General features: G+C 59.0%; 21 protein-coding genes. 8 read left to right on the top strand and 13 right to left on the bottom strand.

Annotation, left to right across the window (positions count from 1 at the left end):
- Positions 1-109: 109 nt before the first annotated feature.
- The 3 genes from QRN33_RS01260 to QRN33_RS01250 form a co-directional block, all read right to left on the bottom strand.
- On the bottom strand, positions 110-1,024 hold the full coding sequence (locus QRN33_RS01260; RefSeq protein ID WP_042607378.1) for a glutamate/aspartate ABC transporter substrate-binding protein: 915 nt from the start codon (positions 1,022-1,024) through the stop codon (positions 110-112).
- Between the two features lie 272 nt (positions 1,025-1,296).
- Positions 1,297-1,707, bottom strand: coding sequence for a DUF4440 domain-containing protein (locus QRN33_RS01255; RefSeq protein ID WP_285406272.1), 411 nt, complete (start codon positions 1,705-1,707; stop codon positions 1,297-1,299).
- The gene (locus tag QRN33_RS01250; RefSeq protein WP_285406269.1) at positions 1,704-3,056 is read right to left on the bottom strand and encodes an MFS transporter; all 1,353 of its coding nucleotides are present in this window, start codon (positions 3,054-3,056) and stop codon (positions 1,704-1,706) included. Before QRN33_RS01250 ends, QRN33_RS01255 begins: the two co-directional genes overlap by 4 nt.
- Positions 3,057-3,162: 106 nt before the next feature.
- Between QRN33_RS01250 and QRN33_RS01245 the strand changes: the two genes are divergently transcribed.
- Positions 3,163-4,050, top strand: a complete 888-nt coding sequence (locus QRN33_RS01245) for a LysR family transcriptional regulator (RefSeq protein ID WP_285406303.1) — start codon at positions 3,163-3,165, stop codon at positions 4,048-4,050.
- Positions 4,051-4,391: 341 nt separating this feature from the next.
- Here QRN33_RS01245 and glpD read toward each other — a convergent pair whose 3' ends face one another.
- The 4 genes from glpD to QRN33_RS01225 all read right to left on the bottom strand — a co-directional run bounded on the left by glpD (position 4,392) and on the right by QRN33_RS01225 (position 9,459).
- Positions 4,392-5,927 carry a glycerol-3-phosphate dehydrogenase gene (glpD, locus tag QRN33_RS01240; protein ID WP_285406265.1) on the bottom strand — a complete coding sequence of 512 codons (1,536 nt, stop codon included), beginning with the start codon at positions 5,925-5,927 and terminating at the stop codon, positions 4,392-4,394.
- A 249-nt stretch (positions 5,928-6,176) separates the two neighbouring features.
- On the bottom strand, positions 6,177-6,932 hold the full coding sequence (locus QRN33_RS01235) for a DeoR/GlpR family transcriptional regulator (RefSeq protein ID WP_007953179.1): 756 nt from the start codon (positions 6,930-6,932) through the stop codon (positions 6,177-6,179).
- Positions 6,933-7,027: 95 nt separating this feature from the next.
- The gene (gene glpK / locus QRN33_RS01230; protein WP_042607375.1) at positions 7,028-8,530 is read right to left on the bottom strand and encodes a glycerol kinase GlpK; all 1,503 of its coding nucleotides are present in this window, start codon (positions 8,528-8,530) and stop codon (positions 7,028-7,030) included.
- 77 nt (positions 8,531-8,607) lie between these two features.
- Complete coding sequence (locus QRN33_RS01225) at positions 8,608-9,459, bottom strand: MIP/aquaporin family protein (RefSeq protein ID WP_285406260.1); 852 nt, start codon at positions 9,457-9,459, stop codon at positions 8,608-8,610.
- Between the two features lie 351 nt (positions 9,460-9,810).
- Here QRN33_RS01225 and ybaK point away from each other — a divergent pair, with 351 nt between their 5' ends.
- Together ybaK and QRN33_RS01215 are read left to right on the top strand one after the other, a co-directional pair.
- On the top strand, positions 9,811-10,281 hold the full coding sequence (gene ybaK, locus QRN33_RS01220; protein WP_042607373.1) for a Cys-tRNA(Pro) deacylase: 471 nt from the start codon (positions 9,811-9,813) through the stop codon (positions 10,279-10,281).
- A gap of 99 nt (positions 10,282-10,380) precedes the next feature.
- Positions 10,381-11,163, top strand: coding sequence for a PhzF family phenazine biosynthesis protein (locus QRN33_RS01215; RefSeq protein ID WP_285406255.1), 783 nt, complete (start codon positions 10,381-10,383; stop codon positions 11,161-11,163).
- A gap of 116 nt (positions 11,164-11,279) precedes the next feature.
- Here QRN33_RS01215 and QRN33_RS01210 read toward each other — a convergent pair whose 3' ends face one another.
- Both QRN33_RS01210 and argF read right to left on the bottom strand, forming a co-directional pair.
- Positions 11,280-12,389: an ABC transporter ATP-binding protein gene (locus QRN33_RS01210; RefSeq protein WP_116658212.1), complete on the bottom strand. Its 1,110-nt coding sequence runs from the start codon at positions 12,387-12,389 to the stop codon at positions 11,280-11,282.
- Positions 12,386-13,306 carry an ornithine carbamoyltransferase gene (gene argF, locus QRN33_RS01205; protein ID WP_039758373.1) on the bottom strand — a complete coding sequence of 307 codons (921 nt, stop codon included), beginning with the start codon at positions 13,304-13,306 and terminating at the stop codon, positions 12,386-12,388. The genes QRN33_RS01210 and argF overlap by 4 nt, the downstream gene beginning before the upstream one ends.
- Before the next feature lie 405 nt (positions 13,307-13,711).
- Here argF and plzR point away from each other — a divergent pair, with 405 nt between their 5' ends.
- The 3 genes from plzR to grxD all read left to right on the top strand — a co-directional run bounded on the left by plzR (position 13,712) and on the right by grxD (position 16,682).
- Entirely contained in the window at positions 13,712-14,002 is a 291-nt protein-coding gene (gene plzR / locus QRN33_RS01200) for a PlzR type 4 pili assembly inhibitor (protein WP_042607370.1), read from the top strand.
- Positions 14,003-14,137: 135 nt separating this feature from the next.
- Positions 14,138-16,243, top strand: a complete 2,106-nt coding sequence (locus QRN33_RS01195) for a molybdopterin oxidoreductase family protein (RefSeq protein ID WP_285406243.1) — start codon at positions 14,138-14,140, stop codon at positions 16,241-16,243.
- A 97-nt stretch (positions 16,244-16,340) separates the two neighbouring features.
- On the top strand, positions 16,341-16,682 hold the full coding sequence (gene grxD / locus QRN33_RS01190) for a Grx4 family monothiol glutaredoxin (RefSeq protein WP_016773402.1): 342 nt from the start codon (positions 16,341-16,343) through the stop codon (positions 16,680-16,682).
- Between the two features lie 200 nt (positions 16,683-16,882).
- Here grxD and bfr read toward each other — a convergent pair whose 3' ends face one another.
- Together bfr and QRN33_RS01180 are read right to left on the bottom strand one after the other, a co-directional pair.
- Positions 16,883-17,356, bottom strand: a complete 474-nt coding sequence (gene bfr / locus QRN33_RS01185; RefSeq protein WP_042607368.1) for a bacterioferritin — start codon at positions 17,354-17,356, stop codon at positions 16,883-16,885.
- A gap of 201 nt (positions 17,357-17,557) precedes the next feature.
- Complete coding sequence (locus QRN33_RS01180) at positions 17,558-17,776, bottom strand: bacterioferritin-associated ferredoxin (RefSeq protein WP_003227725.1); 219 nt, start codon at positions 17,774-17,776, stop codon at positions 17,558-17,560.
- A gap of 312 nt (positions 17,777-18,088) precedes the next feature.
- On the opposite strand from QRN33_RS01180, the gene QRN33_RS01175 reads away from it, so the two are divergent.
- On the top strand, positions 18,089-18,691 hold the full coding sequence (locus QRN33_RS01175) for a peroxiredoxin (RefSeq protein ID WP_042607367.1): 603 nt from the start codon (positions 18,089-18,091) through the stop codon (positions 18,689-18,691).
- Between the two features lie 217 nt (positions 18,692-18,908).
- The gene (locus QRN33_RS01170) at positions 18,909-19,379 is read left to right on the top strand and encodes a Panacea domain-containing protein (RefSeq protein ID WP_285406237.1); all 471 of its coding nucleotides are present in this window, start codon (positions 18,909-18,911) and stop codon (positions 19,377-19,379) included.
- 472 nt (positions 19,380-19,851) lie between these two features.
- Here QRN33_RS01170 and rnt read toward each other — a convergent pair whose 3' ends face one another.
- Together rnt and pyrC are read right to left on the bottom strand one after the other, a co-directional pair.
- Positions 19,852-20,529, bottom strand: coding sequence for a ribonuclease T (gene rnt / locus QRN33_RS01165; protein ID WP_016773404.1), 678 nt, complete (start codon positions 20,527-20,529; stop codon positions 19,852-19,854).
- Positions 20,526-21,572: a dihydroorotase gene (gene pyrC, locus QRN33_RS01160; protein ID WP_016773405.1), complete on the bottom strand. Its 1,047-nt coding sequence runs from the start codon at positions 21,570-21,572 to the stop codon at positions 20,526-20,528. Before pyrC ends, rnt begins: the two co-directional genes overlap by 4 nt.
- Between the last annotated feature and the right edge of the window lie 113 nt (positions 21,573-21,685).

Raw genomic sequence — 21,685 nt, 5'->3', positions numbered from 1 at the left:
GATCGGCTCGACAGCCACCGGTTCGAGTGTTTCCAGAAAAATGCCAGCAGGGAGTGACCATCCCCTGAAAAGGCAGGCGCCTCCTCAGGGGATAAGGTTAGTCAGAAAATCAGGACTTTTTGTCGTCAGCCGCTTTGTCGGTCGGAGTGGCGATCAGCGCCTTGAGCTCGTCGCTCATCGGGAAGTTCAGGTTCAGACCTTTTGGCGGGATTGGCGCCATGAACCACTTGTCGTAGATCTTGTTGATCTCGCCCGATTTGTAGGTGGCGACGATCGCGTCATCCACAGCCTTTTTGAACGGCGCATCACCCTTGCGCACCATGCAGCCGTAGATTTCGTACGACTGTGGCGTGCCGGTCACTTCCCAATCGGTGGCTTTCTTGGCCTTGGCCGCTTCGCCGGCGAGCAGGGCGTCGTCCATCATGAACGCAACGGCACGGCCCGATTCCAGCATCTGGAAGGACTCGCCGTGGTCTTTGGCGGAGATGACGTTCATGCCCATCTGCTTGTCGGCGTTCATCGCCTTGAGGATGCGCTCGGAGGTGGTGCCGGCGGTGGTCACGACGTTCTTGCCTTTCAGATCGTCGAAATCCTTGTACTTGGAGTCTTTCTTGGACAGAAGACGGGTACCGATTTCGAAGATGCCGACGGAGAAGTCGACCTGCTGCTGACGCTCGACGTTGTTGGTGGTCGAACCGCACTCGACGTCCACGGTGCCGTTCTGCACCAGCGGGATACGGGTCTGCGAGGTGACGAGGTTGTATTTGACTTGCAGGTTCGGCAGGTCGAGGTCTTTCTTGATCGCTTCGACGATGGCCAGCTGGATATCGTGCGAGTAGCCGACCGGCTTGCCGGACGCATCAGCGATGTAGGAGAACGGGATGGAGGCGTCACGGTGGCCAAGGGTGATGACACCGGACTCTTTGATCTTCTTCAGGGTGCCGGTGAGCTCGGCGGCGAAAACTGGCGTGCTGATCAGAGCGGCAGCAATGGCTGCGCCCAGGATATGGGGAACGATGCGCATCAAATTTTCCTCGACTTTGTTTTTTTTATGGAGCCAGTTTGTCGGCCCTTTTTGTGCTTCGAATGCCTGACGGCTCCTGAAGTGTTGGCACAACAGGCATTCGTCGAGAGAGTGTAGAGCATGACTCGTGCCAGAGCAGGCGTCATCGGTTAATGCCTTGTTTTATAACGTTATTAAACTTTTGTGGCGGCAATTTGATGGGGCGCTGATCCGGTTAACCGAACCGACTGAGGAGTCGCGTTCGGAAAACCGAATACTTGTAACTCGCGGTCTCAGGCTTCCCGGCTCAGCGGCGTTTCATGCAAATACAGCCACTTCACCCCGGCTGGCTGCGCGCTCAGGATCGCCACCGACGCCCGCGAGTGTTCAGCGCCGTCCAGGCGATGGGTTTCTACGTAGCTCACGGCGAGCCTGTCGTCCTGCTGCCATAGCGTGTGCAAATCACTGATCTCGATATCGAGTCCCTTTCTGGCGCCCACGGCACCCCTGAACAGTTGCTCCACTTCGCAGCGGTCCAACGGAATCGCCGAGATACCGAGCATGCTGAAATCTTCGGCAAATGCCTGCATCAACGGCTCGATGCTCGCGGCGCCCATGCCGTCGGCATCGGTGAACACCCGAAGGATCAGCTCGTGGACGTGGTGAATACTGTGTTCGGCCTGTTCGATGGGATCGTTTGTCATGGGCGTTCCTTTGCAGGAGAAAGTTGATGCATCTGCAGCAGCGGGAAAAGCCCGATCAGCGCTGCAATCGCGAACGTCAGGTGATAGGCCGGCGTGGTGTCGAGCCGCTGGAGCAGGACATTGAAGATCATCAGAAACAGTGCGGCGCCGAGGCTGAAAGACATCTGGCGATTGATGTTCCAGATGACACTGGCCTTGTGCATATCGCCGTCGGCGAAGTCCATCATGGAGGTGGTCTGCGCGGTATTGGCACCGATGCCGCCACCGATGCCCATCAGGCTGTAAGCGATCACGATGATCCACAGATCACCTGGCGCACTGACCAGCACCAGCGTGGCAATGCCGGCACTGTGCAACAGCATGCCGAGGGTAAACAGGCGCCTGGCGCCAACCCGGTTGTAGACCCGGCCGCCAATCGTCATCGCAATGAACGCGCCGATGGCGTAGAGGAGCATGAACATTCCCGTCAGCCGGGCGCTGAAGTGCAGGGTGCTCTGCAGGTAGAAAATGCTCATCAGGTTGACCCCGGTGAACACGCCCGGAATCGCGTAATAGATGAAAATCGAAGTGCTGAGTTTTTTGCTTCTGAGCAGGCTCAAGTCGATGATCGGGTTGTTGCAGCGGCGGTAGTGCAGCAGATACAGCGCGACGAATATCAGCCCCGCCATGACAAAACCCAGCGCTGCCATTAGAGGATAGTCGCCGCCGTACAGCGACATCCCCATCAGCAGACTGGCGAGCGCCGCGCTGACCAGCAACAGGCCTTTGATATCCGGGCGTTGAAGTCTGGCGGGGCGGCTTTCCCTGATCCACAACCAGGACAACCCGGCGGCAAGCAGCGAAAACGGAATGTTGCTGTAGAACACCCAGCGCCAGGAACTGATGTCGACAATGACGCCGCCCACGGTGGGCGAAATCGCTGGTGCGAGCAGTGCGACGGCCATCACCAGCGTGGATATTCTCGCCCGTTGCTCACCCTGGAAAAGATTGAACGCCAGCGCCTGCCCGACCGGAATCAGCAGGCCGCCGCCGATGCCCTGGATGAAGCGCCAGATCACCAGTTCCTCGAAGCTGTCGGCCTGGCCGCACAGCCATACCGCTGCTGCAAACAGCAACATCGAGGCCGTCAGGATTTCGCGGCTGCCCCAGCGTGCGGCCAGCCAGGTGCTCACCGGAACGATCAGCGTCAGGCCGAGAATGTAAGCATTGCCAACCCATGCCACCGCTGAGCTGTTGACGTGCAGTGTTGCCGACAGACTGGGCAGTGCCACCGCCGACATGAAGATGTTGATGCAGTCGATAAAGAAGCCGAGCAGGAAAACCGACGCGACTTTATAGCGGTAACTCATGGTGTTTTCCCCTTTGTCGTCAAGCATAGGGGCGATAGACTCCGGCCGTCGATGCACTGGGGCTGAACACAATGTTTGAAGGGATTGAACCGTGACGCAGGGCGCCCTGCATACGCACTTGAACCGGGTACAGACGTTTCTGGCGATCGCCGAACTGGGTTCGTTCACCAAGGCTGCCAGCCATCTCAACCTCAGCCGGGCCATGGTCAGCCTGCACATCAAGGCGCTGGAAGCGGCGTTGTCTACAACGCTGTTGATGCGCAACAGTCGTGCTGTGTCTCTGACCGAGGCCGGGCAAAGCTTTTACAATGAATTCAAAACCATCGTTGCCGATATCGACACTGCCTTCGACAGGGTGATGCACGGCACAAACCGCGTTTCGGGCACGTTGCGGATCAGTTCCACCAGTGAATACGGCGAGCGATTCATCCTGCCGCTGATTCCGTTATTCGCCGAGCGCTATCCGGACATCCGCCTGTGCTACGACTTCAACTCTTCGCTCAACGATCTGCTCGCCGAACGGCTGGATCTGGTGGTTCGCCTGGGCAACCTGGCAGACTCGGCGTTCAAGAGCCGGAAACTGGCGGAGTATGAAATTGTGCTGGTGGCGACTGAAGGGTTTCTGGCCCGCCATCCGGTAAAAACGCCTCAGTATCTCGATGCCGTACCGTGGATCGCCAACAGCAATTTGCTGGCACCGACGCAGTGGGTTTTACGCGATGGTGTGGGGGAGGGGGTCGAGGTCAATGGCACGCGTCAATTCCAGTCAAACTCCTCGACGGCGATTCGTTCGATGACCTTGTCGTCGCTGGGCGTGTCGGTGTTGCCGGCATGGATGGTTGAAGACGATATGGCCTGCGGGCATCTGGTGCGCGTATTGCCGGAATATTCGCTGCCCTCACAGCCGATCAGCCTGGTGTTTCCTGATACGCCGCATCTGCCGCAGAAATCGCGGGTGTTTATCGATTTTCTAGTGGCACATCTGGGGCGCTGAAATCAAAAGCCCCTCACCCTAACCCTCTCCCGGAGGGAGAGGGGACTGACCGAGTTGTTCTTGCGAGCTTCGCCGACCTGAAATGTCGAGCCGAACTCAGGTCATGAAAAGCATGAATATCTGCTCCCTTTCTCCCCTCGCGCAGGACTTGAGGATTACCCCCATCTGCTCCCTTTCCCCATCGCGCAGGACTGGAGGATTTCCCCAAATCTGCTCCCTTTCCCCCTCGCCCCCCTTGGGGGGAGAGGGCTGGGGTGAGGGGGGGCTGGATCTTGCGGGGACAACAAAAAGCCCCTGAATCTCACAATTCAGGGGCTTTCGTTCAAGCGATGGGGCGAAGATCAAGCCGCCTCGATCTTGCGGTTCTGCTCAACCTTGCCCAGATACGTCGCCAGCTTCTGCTGCTCGTCCGGTGTGGTGAACAATCCAAGCTTGGTACGGCGCCACAGAATGTCATGCGCCGTGGTCGCCCACTCTTCGCTGCACAGGTAATCGACTTCGCGGGTGTAGAGCCCGCCGCCGATGTGCTCGCCCATGTCAGCCAGGCTTTCCACACCTTCGAGCATGCGCCAGGTGCGGCTGCCGTAGGTGACGGCCCAGCGCCGGGCGATTTCCGTCGGGACAAAATCGAACTTGTCGCGGATCCGCGCGCTCAGGGCTTCGGGCGTGGTCATGTCTTCGCCGCCGGGCAGGGTGGCAGTGGCTGTCCAGCTCGGGCGCATCTGGGTGAAGAACGGCATCAACTGCGCCATCGCCGACTCCGCGAGTTTGCGATAGGTAGTCAGCTTGCCGCCGAACACCGACAGCAGCGGCGCTTCTTCAGCGTTGCCTGAAAGCGCCAGGGTGTAATCGCGGGTGACGGCGGACGGGTTGTCGGATTCGTCGTTGCACAGCGGCCGAACACCCGAGTAGCTGTGCAGGATGTCTTCGCGGCTGACTTGCTTCTTGAAGTGGGCGTTGACCACTTTCAGCAGGTAATCGGTTTCGCCTTCGGTGATCGCCACTTTCGCCGGGTCGCCGGTGTACTCACGGTCGGTGGTACCGATCAGGGTGAAGTGGTTCAGGTACGGAATGGTGAAGACGATGCGCTGATCTTCGTTTTGCAGAATGTGCGCGTGCTCGCCTTCGTACAGTTTCGGCACGATGACGTGGCTGCCCTGAATCAAACGGATGCCGTACGGCGATTCCATTTTCAGGTCGTCACGAATGAACTTGGCGACCCATGGGCCGGCAGCATTGACCAGCGCTTTGGCGGTAATCGAAAACAGACTGCCGTCGGCGCGCTCCAGATGCAGATGCCACAGGCCCTTGGTGCGGCGGGCGCTGACGCAGCGGGTCTGGGTGTGCACATGGGCGCCTTTCTCGCGCGCAGCCATGGCGTTCAGGACCACGAGGCGGGCATCGTCGACCCAGCAGTCGGAGTATTCGAAGCCTTTCCTGATTTCGCTTTTCAGCGCGCTGTCGGCACCGAACTTCAGGCTTTTCGAACCTGGCAGTTTTTCGCGCTTGCCGAGGTTGTCATACAGGAACAGGCCGGCACGAATCATCCACGTCGGACGCAGGTGCGGGCGGTGCGGCAGGACGAAACGCATGGGTTTGACGATGTGCGGCGCCTTGGCCAGCAGCACTTCGCGCTCAGCCAGTGCTTCGCGCACCAGACGGAATTCGTAATGTTCGAGATAGCGCAAGCCACCGTGGATCAGCTTGCTGCTGGCCGACGAGGTGTGGCTGGCCAAATCATCTTTTTCGCAAAGGAACACCGAAAGACCGCGACCGGCGGCATCCGCTGCGATCCCCACGCCATTGATCCCGCCGCCAATCACGGCAACGTCATAGATCTCGGAGAGAGGGGGCGTACGCAAGGTAGAGGTGGACATCGGCTGGCCTCGGTTCTTTTGGTTTTATGTCTTGGAAATCGAACATTAATGTTCATTTGCGAAAATGGTAGCCCATAAAGACGCGCACAGCCAGTCACGTTCGATTGAAAAAACTCATCGAAGGGCAGAGAAAGGAAAATATCCGAACATTAAAAGCAAAAGATCGCAGCCTTCGGCAGCTCCTACAGGAGGAATGCATTCCAGATGTAGGAGCTGCCGAAGGCTGCGATCTTTTGATGCCTGGAAGCGTTAAACGACTTCCAGACGAATCTTGTGCTGGCTCAGCAACTGCGCCAGCGCAGGTACCGGCTGCTGATCGGTGACCAGGCAATCGATCAGGCTGATCGGCCCCAGTCGGATCATCGCGTTGCGCCCGAACTTGCTCGAGTCTGCCGCGAGAATCACCTGCCGCGCGTTGGCAATGATCGCCTGGCTCACCCGCACTTCCTGATAATCGAAGTCGAGCAGGCTGCCGTCCTCATCGATCCCGCTGATGCCGACCAGGGCGAAATCGACCTTGAACTGGTTGATGAAGTCCACGCTCGCCTGACCGACCACACCGCCGTCACGCCGCACGTTACCGCCGGTCAACAGCACATCGAAATCATCCTTGGCGCTGAGCATCGAGGCGACGTGCAGGTTGTTGGTGATGATTTTCAAGTGACTGTGATTGAGCAGGGCGCGGGCGATCGATTCGGTGGTGGTGCCGATGTTGATGAACAGCGAGGCGTGATCGGGGATCTGCGCGGCGATGGCTTCGCCGATGCGTTGCTTTTCGTCGCGCATCTGATCGGCGCGCATCGCGTAAGCGGTGTTTTCAACGCTGGAATCGTAAGCGGCGCCACCGTGGTAGCGACGCAGCAGATTGGCTTCCGCGAGCTGATTGATATCGCGGCGGATGGTTTGCGGGGTGACAACGAACAGCGTGGCCATTTCCTCGATGCTCACATAGCCGCGTTCGCGGACCAGCTCGAGGATTTGCTGCTGACGGGGAGGCAGATTCATGGGGCTTCCTTTGGGCTGCCAAGCAAAATTTGCCCATGATGCCGCAGGAATCTGCTCCCTACCAGTTAGATACCCTTCCGGAACTCTACGTTGGCTTATTCAGCGTCCTCACGCGCCCAGTCGCGGGTACGGCTGACGGCTTTTTTCCAGCCTTTGTAGAGTTTCTCTTTCTCGACTTCATCAAGGCTCGGTTCGAACTCGCGCTCGATCACCGCTTTGCCGCGCAGTTCTTCCAGGCTGCCCCAGAAACCGCAGGCCAGACCGGCCAGATAAGCGGCGCCCAGTGCAGTGGTCTCGCGCATTTGCGGGCGTTCGACCTGGGTGCCGAGGATGTCGGCCTGGAACTGCATGAGGAAGTTGTTCGCCACCGCGCCGCCGTCCACGCGCAGGGCCTTGAGGCGTTCGCCGGAGTCCTGTTGCATGGCGTCGAGTACGTCGCGGGTCTGGTAGGCAATCGATTCCAGGGCGGCGCGGATGATGTGATCCACGCGCACGCCGCGAGTCAGACCGAACAGCGCACCCCGGGCATACGGGTCCCAGTACGGGGCGCCGAGGCCGGTGAAGGCCGGCACCAGATAGACGCCGTTGCTGTCCTTGACCTTGTTGGCGAAGTATTCAGTGTCGTGGGCGTCGTTGACGATTTTCAGTTCATCGCGCAGCCATTGCACGGTCGAACCGCCGTTGAACACTGCACCTTCCAGAGCATAGGCAACTTCGCCGCGCGGGCCGCAAGCGATGGTGGTGAGCATGCCGTGCTGGGATTTCACCGCTTTGTCGCCGGTGTTCATCAGCAGGAAGCAACCGGTGCCGTAGGTGTTTTTCGCCTGGCCCGGCTCGACGCACATCTGCCCGAACAGTGCCGCCTGCTGGTCGCCGGCAATACCGCCGATGGCGATGCCGCTCTTGGTGCGACCGTAGATTTCCGAAGAGGCTTTGACTTCCGGGAGCATCTCGCGCGGGATGTCGAGAATCTCCAGCATCTTCGAATCCCACTCCAGCGAGTGAATGTTGAAGAGCATGGTGCGCGAGGCGTTGGTGTAGTCGGTGACGTGTACCTTGCCGCCGGTGAATTTCCAGATCAGCCAGCTATCGACGGTGCCGAACAGCAGCTCGCCATTGCGTGCACGCTCGCGGCTGCCTTCGACGTTGTCGAGGATCCACTTCAGTTTGGTGCCGGAGAAGTACGGGTCGGTGACCAGACCGGTGGTGTCACGGATGTAGTCTTCATGGCCATCGCGCTTGAGCTGCTGGCAGATCTCGGTGCTGCGGCGGCACTGCCAGACGATCGCGTTGTACACCGGACGGCCGGTGGTCTTGTCCCAGACCACGGTGGTTTCACGCTGGTTGGTTATACCGATCGCGGCCACTTGGTCGTGATGCAGGCCGGCCTGGGCCAGTGCCTCAACCATCACTGCGCTCTGGGTGGCGAAGATTTCCATCGGGTCGTGCTCGACCCAACCGGCCTGCGGGTAGTGCTGAACGAATTCGCGCTGGGCGGTGCAGACCACGTTCGCATCGCGGTCGAAAATGATTGCGCGGGAGCTGGTCGTACCCTGATCAAGGGCAATGATGTAGTTCTTGTTCTGAATGTCGGTCATGTCGATTGCCTTGGACGAAAAAAACGAGAGTGGGCCATGGCGCAGGCTCGGATGGGCAGGAGCCGGCGCCGACTGTTTCAAGAAGTTCTTGGTTTGCCGTCAATGGCCGGTTCTGCATCCTTTGTAGCAGGTGTGGCGCCGGTCAGGTGACGGGCGATCAGCCCGCGATACCCGGCAGCGCCGAGGCAGGCACCGACAATCGGTGCAAAAATCGGAATCAGGAAATACGGAATATCTCGACCGCCAGTGAAGGAAATTTCACCCCAACCGGTAAAGAAAGTCATCAGTTTCGGACCGAAGTCACGCGCCGGGTTCATCGCAAAACCGGTCAGCGGGCCCATCGCACTGCCGATCACGGCAATCAGCAAGCCGATCAGCAGCGGTGCCATCGGGCCTCTTGGCAGACCGTTGTTGTCATCGGTCAGGGCCATGATCACGCCCATCAGGATTGCGGTGATGATCATCTCGACCAGAAAGGCCTGAGCCGTCGACAGCACCGGGTTCGGGTAAGTGGAGAACACCGATGCCAGTTCAAGGCTGGCGGCCGAACCACGAACCATCTGGTGGGTTTGTTCGTAATCGAAGAACAGGTTGCTGTACAGCGTGTAAACCAGCAGCGCGCCGCAGAAGGCGCCGGCAATTTGCGCGAGGATGTAGAACGGCAGCTTGCGTTTTTCGAAGTCGGCGAAGATTGCCAGAGCGATGCTCACGGCCGGATTGAGGTGCGCGCCGGATACCCCGGCGGTGAGGTAGATCGCCATGCTCACGCCGACACCCCAGATGATGCTGATTTCCCACAGGCCGAAGCTGGCGCCCGCGACTTTGAGCGCGGCGACACAACCGGTGCCGAAGAAGATCAGTAGGGCGGTGCCGAGAAACTCGGCCATGCATTGGCCGGAAAGCGAAGGTTGCGGAAAAGCAGCTGTCATTGAAAACCTCGGTTCTTTTTCTTGTGTGGCGCCTTGCCAACGGAGCAAGGCGCGATCTTCACCGGGTCGGAATCCCCATTCGCTTCCCGGGTTACTGCTGGGTACTGCGCGGAGCATGATTCTTACATTATTCAGATTCGAAAAAATATAGACAAGAAACAAACCTGTCAAAGGTCGAAAGTGAACTGTCAGTCACAATATAACTATTCGCCGCATGAATGATTAGCGCGGCTCCCCGGGTGCATGGACCTGCAGACCACGGGAATCGCGGCTTGGAATAGAGCCTTTTAACCCACGATGACCTAGAATCGGCCGCAGGTTTTTTCTGAGATTGCCGAACCCGGAGCTGCCATGACCCCTGCGTTGGACTTGTTGAAAAAAGTTCGTGCCGAACATCGCGTGCACAGTTACGAACATGATCCGAAGGCCGCGTCTTATGGGCTGGAGGCAGCGGAGAAGCTCGGGCTCGAACCGGCGCAGGTGTTCAAGACCCTGCTGGCCGCCAGTGAGAAAGGCGAATTGCTGGTCGCCGTAGTGCCGGTCGTCGGAACGCTCGACCTCAAGGGGCTCGCGCATGCCGCCGGAGTGAAGAAAGCCGAAATGGCCGACCCGGCTGCCGCGCAACGTTCGACCGGCTACCTGTTGGGCGGTATCAGCCCGCTCGGGCAGAAGAAACGCCTGCGCACCTTCATCGATAATTCCGCTCAGGGTTTTGCGACTATCTATGTGAGTGCCGGGCGGCGGGGGCTGGAGGTGGAACTGGCGCCAGCGGTTTTAGCCGAGCACACCCAGGCGACGTTCGCCGATATCGGCCGGGCGTAACAAGAGCGCTCGCTGTATGAAGAAAAAATTGCGTTTCTGTCACTGGCACTGATCCGGGCCGCCGTTGCATGCTCGGTCGACCAATTCAGGGGGAAAACCATGCAGCTTGCGTTTCATCAGGTCGACGCGTTCAGTGATCGGCCGTTCAGTGGCAACCCGGCGATGGTCTACCGGCTCGACAGCTGGCTGGCCGATGACTTGATGCAGAAGATCGCCGCCGAACACAATCTTGCGGAAACCGCATTTCTGGTGCGCGAAGGGCAGGCCTGGCATATCCGCTGGTTCACGCCGACTACTGAGGTGCCGCTCTGTGGGCATGCGACGTTGGCCAGCGCGTTTGTGCTGTATGAAATCCATAAGGAAAGTGCAGCGCGCATCGACTTCACTTGCAAGTCTGGTGCGCTGAGTGTCAGCCGTGAGGGCGGCCGGTTATGGCTGGATTTCCCGACCATCGTACCTTCGGAAATCGGCGTGACGCTGGATGTCGAGCGGGCGCTCGGTGTTGAGGCTGTCGACGTGTTGGGCTCGAACGAACTGTTCGTGGTGCTGGAGTCGGAACAGGCCGTGCTCGACTGCAAACCCGATATGGCTGCGCTGGCGAAACTGCCGTGGCTGGGTGCGATTGTCACTGCGCGCGGCAATCAGCACGACTTCGTTTCGCGCTATTTCGCCCCGGCGATCGGCATCAACGAGGACCCGGTGACCGGTTCGACGCACTGCAGTCTGATTCCGTACTGGGCCAAGCGCCTGGGCAAATCGAACCTGACCGCGTGCCAGCGCTCGGCGCGGGGCGGTGAATTGTTCTGTCGGCTGGAAGGGGAGCGGGTGAAAATTGGTGGCAAAGCGACGTTGGTGGCCAGCGGCACCCTGCATCTGAGCTGACCGCAATCCCTTGTAGGAGTGAGCCTGCTCGCGATAGCGGTCTATCAGTCAACATCTTCGGCGACTGATTAACCGCTATCGCGAGCAGGCTCACTCCTACAGGAATATATGTTCGATCAGAGGCTGGTACTGAACCGACGTACGCCGTTTTCCACCGCTGGTATCTGCGCCGCCGTGCTGCCCGAAGCCTGGAACAGCACCAGGTGATCCGCCGCTACGCGAATCCCGACCTGCGCGCCGACCAGATGATCGGCATGGCTGGGGAAGATCGATTCCAATTGCGCGCCGGTCGGCAGTTGCAGGCGGTACAAAGTCGCCGCACCGAGGAACGTCTTGCCGACAATCTGCGCCTGCAATGCGCTGTCCGGCGCATAGACAATGTCATCCGGGCGCAGCAACACATCCACCGCGCCGCCTATCGGCCAGGTATAAGCACGATTACCGCGCAGTTCACCCAGCTCGGTCTGCACCGACTCCGGGCTGACGAGCTGGCCGCGAATGAAGTAACCCTGACCGATGAAGCTGGCGACATACGGCGTCGCCGGTTCGTGATAAAGATTGTAGGGCGTGTCCCATTGTTCCAGCCGACCTTCCTTGAATACGCCAACGTGGTCGCTGACGGCAAAGGCTTCTTCCTGATCGTGGGTGACCAGAATCGCACTGGTGCCCCGGGCCTTGAGAATGTCGCGGACCTCATGGCTGAGCTTGCGGCGCAGCTCGCCGTCGAGGTTGGAGAAGGGCTCGTCGAGCAGCAGCAGTTGCGGCTCCGGCGCCAACGCACGGGCGAGGGCGACGCGCTGTTGCTGACCACCGGACAATTCGTGAGGAAAGCGCTTGCCGAGGTTTTTCAGGTTGACCAGTTCCAGCAGCTCTTCGACCACGCGCGTCTTGTGCGGGTGCTTGCGAATGCCGAAGGCGATGTTGTCGGCCACGCTCAGGTGCGGAAACAGCGCGTAGTCCTGAAACACCATGCCGATCCGGCGTTTCTCCGGCGCCAGGGTGAAACCGGCACTGGAGAGGGTTTCGCCACCCAGGGTGATCTCGCCTTCATGCACCGGTTCGAAACCGGCAATGGCGCGCAGGGTGGTGGTCTTGCCGCAGCCGGACGAGCCGAGCAGGCAGCCGATGTCGCCGGCGTTGAGGTGCAGATTGAGGTTCTGCACCACGCGTTGATCTTGATAGCCGCAAGCGAGGTTGCGCAGGTTCAGCAGTAATTCATGGCTCATGCGTGGTGATATGCCGGTTCAACGAGGAACTCGAGCAGGGCCTTCTGTGCGTGGAGACGGTTTTCTGCCTGATCCCAGGCGACTGAGCGCGGATCATCGAGCAGGTCGAGACTGATTTCTTCGCCACGGTGCGCCGGCAGGCAGTGCATGAACAGCACGTCCTCGGCAGCGAGGTCGAGCAGGGCACGGTTGACCTGGAACGGCGCGAACAGCTTGAGGCGCTTGGCAGTTTCCTCTTCCTGACCCATCGAAGTCCAGACGTCGGTGCTGACCAGATGCGCGCCGCGTACGGCATCCTGCGGGTCGCGGACGATGGTCACGCGATCACCGGCCCTGGCGACAAACTCAGGGTTCGGCTCGTAACCTTCCGGACAGGCGACGCGCAGCTGGAAGTCGAACTGGATCGCCGCTTCTATATAGCTGTTGCACATGTTGTTGCCGTCACCGATCCAGGCCACGGTCTTGCCCTGGATCGAGCCACGGTGCTCAAGAAAAGTCTGCATGTCGGCGAGCAACTGGCACGGGTGCAGATCATCGGACAGGCCGTTGATCACCGGCACGCGCGAGTTGGCGGCGAATTCGGTCAGGGTGCTGTGGGCGAAGGTGCGGATCATCACCGCATCGAGCATGCTCGACATGACGATGGCGCAGTCGCTGATTGGCTCGCCACGGCCCAGTTGGGTGTCGCGCGGGGACAGGAAGATCGCCTGGCCGCCGAGCTGGATCATGCCGGCCTCGAAGGAGATCCGGGTGCGGGTCGAGGATTTTTCGAAGATCATCCCCAGCACGCGGTTTTTCAAAGGCTCGAACAGTACGCCGCGGTTACGCAGGTCCTTGAGCTCAACGCCTCGACGGATCACGCTGACCAGCTCTTCGGGCGTGCAATCCATCAGGGAGAGAAAGTGCCTTGCGCTCATCATTGACTACCTTTTTGCTACAGACCGCAGATGCTCAAAGCCTTGTTTAACGGAACAACGGGCGAGACCTGCGGCGTAAGCCGCACGGGGCGACGAAATAGGGGAAGGCGCGATATTGACATTAAATGTCGCGTTACGCCAATAGGCTACGGTTTCAACGGGATGCGGAGCGCGGAGCGAGGGTTTCGATCGCGCATTGTGAAGCCGGGTTCAGTACAGCAGCGAGCTTCTTTGTACACTGGCGCCGCCGCGCTTGGCAATGTGCCGCGACGGCAACGGCGCGGCTTTGGTCGCTTTGCGCTCGCTGTGCCACGGATTCGCTTGGTCGGATGTTCAGACTGAAACATTTGCTAAAGCAAAGTGCTGGGTTATAAATAAGTTTCGAGCGACGCAGGAAGCCTCCGCATGGAATCGAAAGAACAACTGTTAATGGAACTGCTGGGCCACACGGCTCGCTCTCTGACCCATCTCACCGCCTCGGTGACCTCGATGTCTTTCGAGTTGTTGCGCAGTGAAGACGAAGTGGTCAAATCCGCCGGTCGACACATGATCGATCGCATGGCCACCATCAGCGCCGGGCTCGACGAACACTGGCGATTGATCGGCGAACTCACCGGCGTGCATGTCGCCCACGAGCAGATCGAAACCATCCAGGAAATCCAGCTGGCCGCACCGCCGCAGTTGCCTTCGAACTGATCGCAGCGGTTTATCGGCTGCCCTGATAACCGTCGATTCACAAGACGAACGTCGCTGGCGCCGCCTCTGTGCACGGGCCATAGTTTTGTTCCCGCGGGCGTGATTGCCTGCCTCCGAACAAGACAGAGACTGGCCATGACCAAGACTCTTCACCACCGTGCGTGCCACCTGTGCGAAGCCATTTGCGGCCTGACCATCGAAACCACAGAAACCGATGGCAACGTCGCAATCACCTCGATCAAGGGGGACGCCCTTGATACCTTCAGTCGCGGGCATATCTGCCCGAAAGCCGTGGCCCTGCAGGATATCCAGAATGACCCGGATCGCCTGCGCCAACCGATGCGTCGGGTCGGCAGTGAATGGCTGCCGATCGAGTGGGAAGAAGCGTTTGCGCTGGTGGCCGACAAGCTCGCGGCGATTCAGGAGCGTCATGGGCAGAACGCGGTGGCGGTTTATCAAGGCAACCCGAGCGTGCACAACTACGGGCTGATGACCCACAGCAATTACTTCCTCGGTTTGCTGAAAACGCGCAATCGCTACTCGGCCACTTCAGTCGATCAACTGCCTCATCACCTCAGCAGCTACCTGATGTACGGCCACGGTTTGCTGTTGCCGATCCCGGACATCGACCACACCGATTTCATGCTGATCCTTGGCGGCAATCCGCTGGCCTCCAACGGCAGCATCATGACCGTGCCGGATGTCGAGAAACGCCTGAAGGCTATCCAGGCACGCGGCGGCAAAGTGGTGGTGGTCGATCCGCGGCGCAGCGAAACCGCAGCGATGGCCGATCAGCATGTATTCGTCCGCCCGGGCGGCGACGCGGCGCTGTTGTTCGGCATGCTCAATACGCTGTTCAGCGAAGGCCTGACCCGCGACAGCCATCTGCCAGTCGAAGGCCTGGACGAGGTGCGCACTGCTGTGGCGTCGTTTACTGCCGAAGCCATGAGTCCATTGTGCGCCGTGCCGGCCGAACAGATTCGCCAACTGGCGCGCGACTTCGCTGCCGCACCGAGTGCTGTCTGCTACGGCCGAATGGGCGTCTCGACCCAGGCCTTCGGTACCTTGTGCCATTGGGTGGTGCAACTGATCAACCTGGTCACCGGCAATCTCGACCGCGTCGGCGGCGCGCTGTGCACCGAACCCGCTGTGGATCTGGTGGCGTCGACCTCGGGGGGGCATTTCAACAAATGGCAGAGCCGCGTTTCCGGGCGGCCTGAATACGGTGGTGAGTTGCCGGTCTCGGCGCTGGCCGAAGAGATGCTCACCGACGGCGAGGGCCAGATCCGCGCGTTGATCACCGTGGCCGGCAATCCAGTGTTGTCGACACCCAACGGCCGGCAGCTGGAACAGGCGCTGGATGGCCTGGAGTTCATGCTCAGCATCGACCTGTACATCAACGAAACCACGCGCTATGCCGACCTGATCCTGCCGTCGACCTCGGCGCTGGAAAACGATCACTACGACACCACCTTCAACCTGTTCGCGGTGCGCAATGTCACCCGCTTCAATCGCGCGATTCTCGCCAAGCCCGAGGGCGCGCTGCATGACTGGGAGATCTTCGTCGGGCTGGCCAAGGCGTTCGCCGAGAAAACCGGCAAAGAGCTGAAACCGACCATGCCGCCGGCGAAGATGATCGACATGGGCCTGCGCATGGGCCGCTATGGCGATGCGTCCGAGCACAAGCTGTCGCTGGCGACGCTGTTCGATCATCCGCACGGCATCGATCTGGGGGCGCTGAAGCCGAATCTGGCGACGCGACTGAAAACGCCGAATCAGCATATTCAGGCCGCACCGCTGGAGATCCTCGCCGACCTCGCACGCTTTGCCGCTTTGCGGGCGCCAGCTGCCGATGAGTTGTTGATGATCGGCCGCCGCCATGTGCGCAGCAACAATTCGTGGATGCACAATTTTCATCGTCTGGTGAAAGGCAAGCCGCGGCATCAGTTGCTGATGCATCCGGATGATCTGGCCAGCCGTGGTCTGGTCGACGGGCAACGGGTTCGGGTGAGCTCGCGGGTCGGGCAGATCGAGGTGGAAGTGCTCGCCAGTCTCGACATGATGAAAGGCGTGGTCAGCCTGCCACACGGTTGGGGCCACGCGCGCCCCGGCGTGCAGATGGTGATCGCCAGCAGCCAGCCGGGGTCGAGCGCCAACGACCTGACCGACGAGTGTCAGCTCGACGAATTGTCGGGCAACGCGGCATTGAATGGCGTACCGGTGACGGTGGCGGCGGCTTGAGCGGGTCTGTCGGGGAGACCGAGCATGGCGCTCGGGATTCCGTTACAATGCGCCACCGTGCCGACCTCTGAGTCGGAAAGTTCAGCCGAGGTGCTCCATGGATATCATCGAAACGATTAAAGAGCAGATTGCCAACAACACCATTCTGCTTTACATGAAAGGCTCGCCGAATGCCCCGCAGTGCGGCTTCTCCGCAAAAGCTGCGCAGGCTGTGATGGCCTGTGGTGAAAAGTTCGCTTACGTGGACATCCTGCAGAACCCGGAAATCCGCGCCAACCTGCCTAAATACGCCAACTGGCCGACTTTCCCGCAACTGTGGGTCGGCGGTGAGCTGGTCGGCGGCAGCGACATCATGACCGAGATGGCAGCAGACGGTTCGCTGCAAAGCACCATCAAGGCGGCTGTCGAAGCGGCAGCGGCGAACAAGTCCGAAGCCTGATTCGCTTCAATGTAGGAGTGAGCCTGCTCGCGATAGCGTTCTGTCAGGTATTGAACTATCGACTGACACACCGCCATCGCGAGCAGGCTCACTCCTACAAGTGATTTGTGGTGTTGCCTGCATCGCACCAGGCATAAAAAAGCCCCGCACCTCCAAAGAGGGCGGGGCTTTTTTAGTGTCTCGATTCGACGAATGTCAGATCATTCTTCGCCCATCTGCGATTGCAGATAGTTTTCCAGACCGATCTTGTCGATCAGGCCGAGCTGGGTTTCCAGCCAGTCGATGTGTTCTTCTTCCGACTCGAGGATGTCTTCGAGCAGTTCACGGCTGCCGAAGTCGCCAACGGTTTCGCAATGCGCGATGGCGGCTTTCAGGTCAGCGTGGCCGGTCTTTTCGATGCGCAGGTCGCATTCGAGCATTTCGCGAGTGTGTTCGCCGATGTGCAGCTTGCCCAGGTCCTGCACGTTCGGCAGGCCTTCAAGGAACAGGATGCGCTTGATCAGCTTGTCCGCGTGCTTCATCTCATCGATGGATTCTTTGTATTCGTGCTTGCCAAGCTTGTTCAGACCCCAATCTTCGTACATGCGCGCATGCAGGAAGTACTGATTGATCGCGACCAGCTCATTGGCAAGGATCTTGTTGAGATGCTGGATGACTGTAATGTCGCCTTTCATGATCGGAGTCCTGCCCTGTATTAACCGTATATAAGGCGGAGTTTGAGCTTGGTATTTATAAGTGTCAAACCTAAGTTATTGAATAATAAATGAAAATTAATCGGAATAAGAATGTTTGTGTTCCGCGTCTGGACGCTAAGCAATTGATTTTCAGGCATAAAAAAACCGGACGCGAAGTCCGGTTCTTTGAAAAGGGGGCCATTACGCGGCGGTAAATTCTACCGGGTAGGGGATCGCTGCCTGGGCGGTTTGCAGCTTGGTCAGGGTTTCGCGCACCACTTCCTTGGCAAGGCAAGCGCATTTGCCGCACTGGCTGGCGACGCCGGTGGCCTGGCGAACTTCTTTATAGCTGCAGCAACCTTCATAGATCGCTTCGCGGATCTGTCCGTCGGTGACGCCAGTGCAGAGGCAAACATACATAAGTAAGAACCGTCGCTGGTTGTGACTCAATTGCGATGGATCTTAATGTTAACGAGAATGATTGTCAAAGTGCTTTCGGAACGCTTCCCAGCCAATTTGCCTGCGCCTGACGAACGGTATTTTCCAGGCGCTCGCTTTACCCAATGAATACGTAGTGGATAACCGAACAGGGAAAATCCGTTACGGACAGGCCAAACACGCAGTGTATGATGGTCGTCCCTTGCGAAGAGGGTTCGTGTCACAGGGCTGTCGCCTGAGGGTGACAGGCTGGCCCGGACCCTGAACTTCAAGTTTTTACACCAGGAGATATCAATGAGCGTACTCGTAGGCAAACAAGCCCCAGACTTCACCGTCCCGGCCGTACTCGGCAATGGCGAGATCGTTGACAGCTTCACCCTGTCCTCGGCCATCAAAGGCAAATACGGCCTGGTGTTCTTCTACCCACTGGACTTCACCTTCGTCTGCCCGTCCGAGCTGATCGCTCTGGACAACCGCATGGCTGACTTCAAGGCACGCAACGTGGAAGTGATCGCTGTGTCGATCGACTCGCACTTCACCCACAACGCCTGGCGCAACACTCCAGTGAACAATGGCGGCATCGGCCAGGTGAAATACACCATGGCTGCCGACATGAAGCACGACATCGCCAAGGCCTACGATGTTGAGTCCGAAGGCGGCGTGGCTTTCCGTGGCGCGTTCCTGATCGACGACAAAGGCATTGTCCGTTCGCAGATCATCAACGACCTGCCGCTGGGCCGTAACATGGAAGAGCTGATCCGTCTGGTCGACGCTCTGCAATTCCACGAAGAGCACGGCGAAGTCTGCCCGGCCAACTGGAAGAAAGGCGACAAAGGCATGAACGCTTCGCCAGAAGGCGTTGCGGCTTACCTGACCGAGAACGCTGCTGCCCTGTAAGGCGCAACGTCGAGGTACAAAAAAACCGGCCCATGTGGCCGGTTTTTTCATGCGCAGAATACCGAAAAAGAGTCTTTGGCATCATTTGTCTCAAATGCCTGGGAAATAATGCTGGATGGCTGAACAGTGGTTGGATAGGGTTGTAGTCAAGCGATAACGGGCCACAAGGGCAATTGCCTTGGCCTGAATTGCGCCTCACCTCAGTAAGGACTGTGCAATGGATTGCATGATGCAGAAGGGGATTCAAATGCCGAGTAGCTTGGACGTTGCGGATTATTTCCTCTGCCTGGAAGGGCATGAAGGGGAGATCTCCAATCTCAAAATTCAAAAATTGGTTTATTACGCTCAAGGGTTCAGTCTGGCCGTCCATGGCGAGGCTCTCTTCCCTGAAAAGCTGGAGGCGTGGATGCACGGGCCGGTGGTTCCGGATCTATATCGAAGATTCAGCCAATTTGGATCGAGTGCCATTCCTCCTCCAAATGATTTCAACCCTGATGTTTTCAGTGCTAAACAACAAAGTCTGCTGAACGAAGTGTTCGACGTTTATGGCCAATTCTCGGCATGGAAACTACGCCAATTGACGCATGAAGAAGCTCCCTGGCGCAGAAACTTCAAGGAAGGGGAGTTCAGCCGGGAAATTCCCGCCTGCGACATGCAGGAGTATTTCCGGGAGCATTTGGTGAACTGAAATGGCCAGGTTCAAACGCAGGGAACGCGATGCGGCGGTTACACTAACGGCACGGACGTCCACCATCGAAATGGATTCATCCGAAGCGCGACCTCCGGTTTTCTCATTTGAGTATTTGCAGAATGGCTGGTGCATCCAGGATTGTGAGGCTGTCGAACGGTCGAAAATGCTTGAGCGCCTCAGGATCCTGGGAAAGATGCCCTGGAGAGAGCTGCGCAGGGAGCATAGGCACCGGTATGGATGTGAAACGATTGAGAGAAACAGCCTTAAAGTAGGGATACCTGCTTTTTTAACAGGTGATGTCCGATTGCTGGTGTTTCGGGCTTTCGAACGCGTAGCGATGGTGGGTTACAAGAACCATCGGGTTTTTCACGTCGTGTGGATTGATCGAGAATTCAAGCTCTATAAGCACTAAACCAAAAACCGGCCCATGTGGCCGGTTTTTTCATGCGCGGGATTTGCTCGACGAGGATCAGTCGTCGAAGTCTTCCCATCCGCCCATCTGCTTCCAGCGATTGACGATGCCGCAGAACAGCTCGGCGGTCTTTTCGGTGTCGTAGCGCGCCGAGTGCGCTTCACGACCGTCGAAATCGATGCCAGCCGCCTGACAGGCTTTCGCCAGCACGGTTTGACCGTATGCCAGACCCGCCAGGGTCGCGGTGTCGAAGCTGGAGAACGGGTGGAACGGGTTGCGCTTCATGTCCAGCCGCGCGACTGCCGCGTTGAGAAAGCCCAGATCGAAGCTGCTGTTGTGCCCGACCAGAATCGCCCGTTTGCAGCCGTTGGCTTTCAGCGCCTTTCGGATGCCACGGAAGATGTCGGTCAGCGCGGTTTCTTCGCTGACGGCCATGCGCAGCGGGTGATCAAGCTTGATTCCGGTGAACTCCAGCGCTGCCGCTTCAACGTTCGCACCTTCGAATGGCTCGACGCGGAAGAAGTAGGTGTGATCCGGGTACACGAAACCCTTTTCATCCATGGCGATGGTGGTCGCGGCAATCTCCAGCAGGGCGTCGGTGGCTGCGTTGAAGCCACCGGTTTCTACGTCGACGACAACCGGCAGGTAGCCGCGAAAACGTGCTGCCATCGGGTGACGGGAACCGCCGCCGCCACCTTGACCGTCCAGCTCATCGTCGAAATTGTCTTCACTCACGCGTGTTCCTCCAGCAGGCGCCAGCGCAGTTTTTCACCGGCGCGCAGCGGGATAACGGTCAGCTCGCCAAATGGCAGGCTGGTCGGGGCGGTCCATTCTTCGCGGACCAGGGTGATGCGATCGGTGTTCGCCGGCAGGCCGTAGAAGCGCGGGCCGTTGAGGCTGGCGAAGGCTTCGAGCTTGTCCAGCGCGTTACGTTGTTCGAACGCTTCGGCGTACATCTCGATGGCGGCGTAGGCGGTGTAGCAACCGGCGCAGCCGCAAGCGGCTTCCTTGGCGTGCTGGGCGTGGGGTGCCGAGTCGGTGCCGAGGAAGAACTTGGCGCTGCCGCTGGTGGCGGCGTCGAGCAAGGCTTCCTGGTGGGTGTTGCGCTTGAGGATCGGCAGGCAGTAGAAGTGCGGCCGAATCCCGCCTACCAGCATGTGGTTGCGGTTGTACAGCAGGTGATGCGCGGTGATGGTCGCGCCAACATTGGCCGAGGCCTCGTTGACGAACTGCACGGCGTCGCCGGTGGTGATGTGTTCGAACACCACTTTCAGCGTCGGGAAGCGCTCGACCACGCGGCGCATGTGCTCATCGATGAAGATCTTTTCGCGATCGAACACATCGACGTCGCCACGGGTGACTTCACCGTGGATCAACAGCGGCATGCCGACTTCGGCCATGGCTTCCAGCGCCGGGAAGATCTTGTCGATACTGGTTACGCCGGAATCGGAGTTGGTGGTGGCGCCGGCCGGATACAGCTTGGCGGCGTACACGAAACCGCTGGCCTTGGCCTGACGAATTTCTTCCGGTTGGGTGCGGTCGGTGAGGTACAGCACCATCAACGGTTCGAACTGACTGCCGGCCGGGCGGGCAGCGAGAATGCGCTGACGATAGCCGTCGGCTTCGGCGGCGTTGCGCACCGGCGGTACCAGGTTCGGCATGATGATCGCGCGGCCGAAGGTGCGGGCCACATCGGCAACGGTATTGGTCAACACGGCACCATCGCGAAGATGAATGTGCCAGTCGTCGGGACGCAGCAGGGTCAGGCGGTCGGACATGAGGGGATTCCAGGCGGGTCAAACTGAGGCGAATGCTACCGGAAAAGACTCTTGCAGGCACCCGCTATCAAGTTTTGCCACGAGCGTCCGATATCCCGAAGGTATGCCGTAAA

Source organism: Pseudomonas sp. FR229a, from assembly GCF_030209115.1.
GTDB lineage: Bacteria > Pseudomonadota > Gammaproteobacteria > Pseudomonadales > Pseudomonadaceae > Aquipseudomonas > Aquipseudomonas moraviensis_A.
The sequence above is the reverse complement of the archived record's forward strand: the minus strand, read 5'-3'. Positions and strand labels throughout refer to the sequence as shown.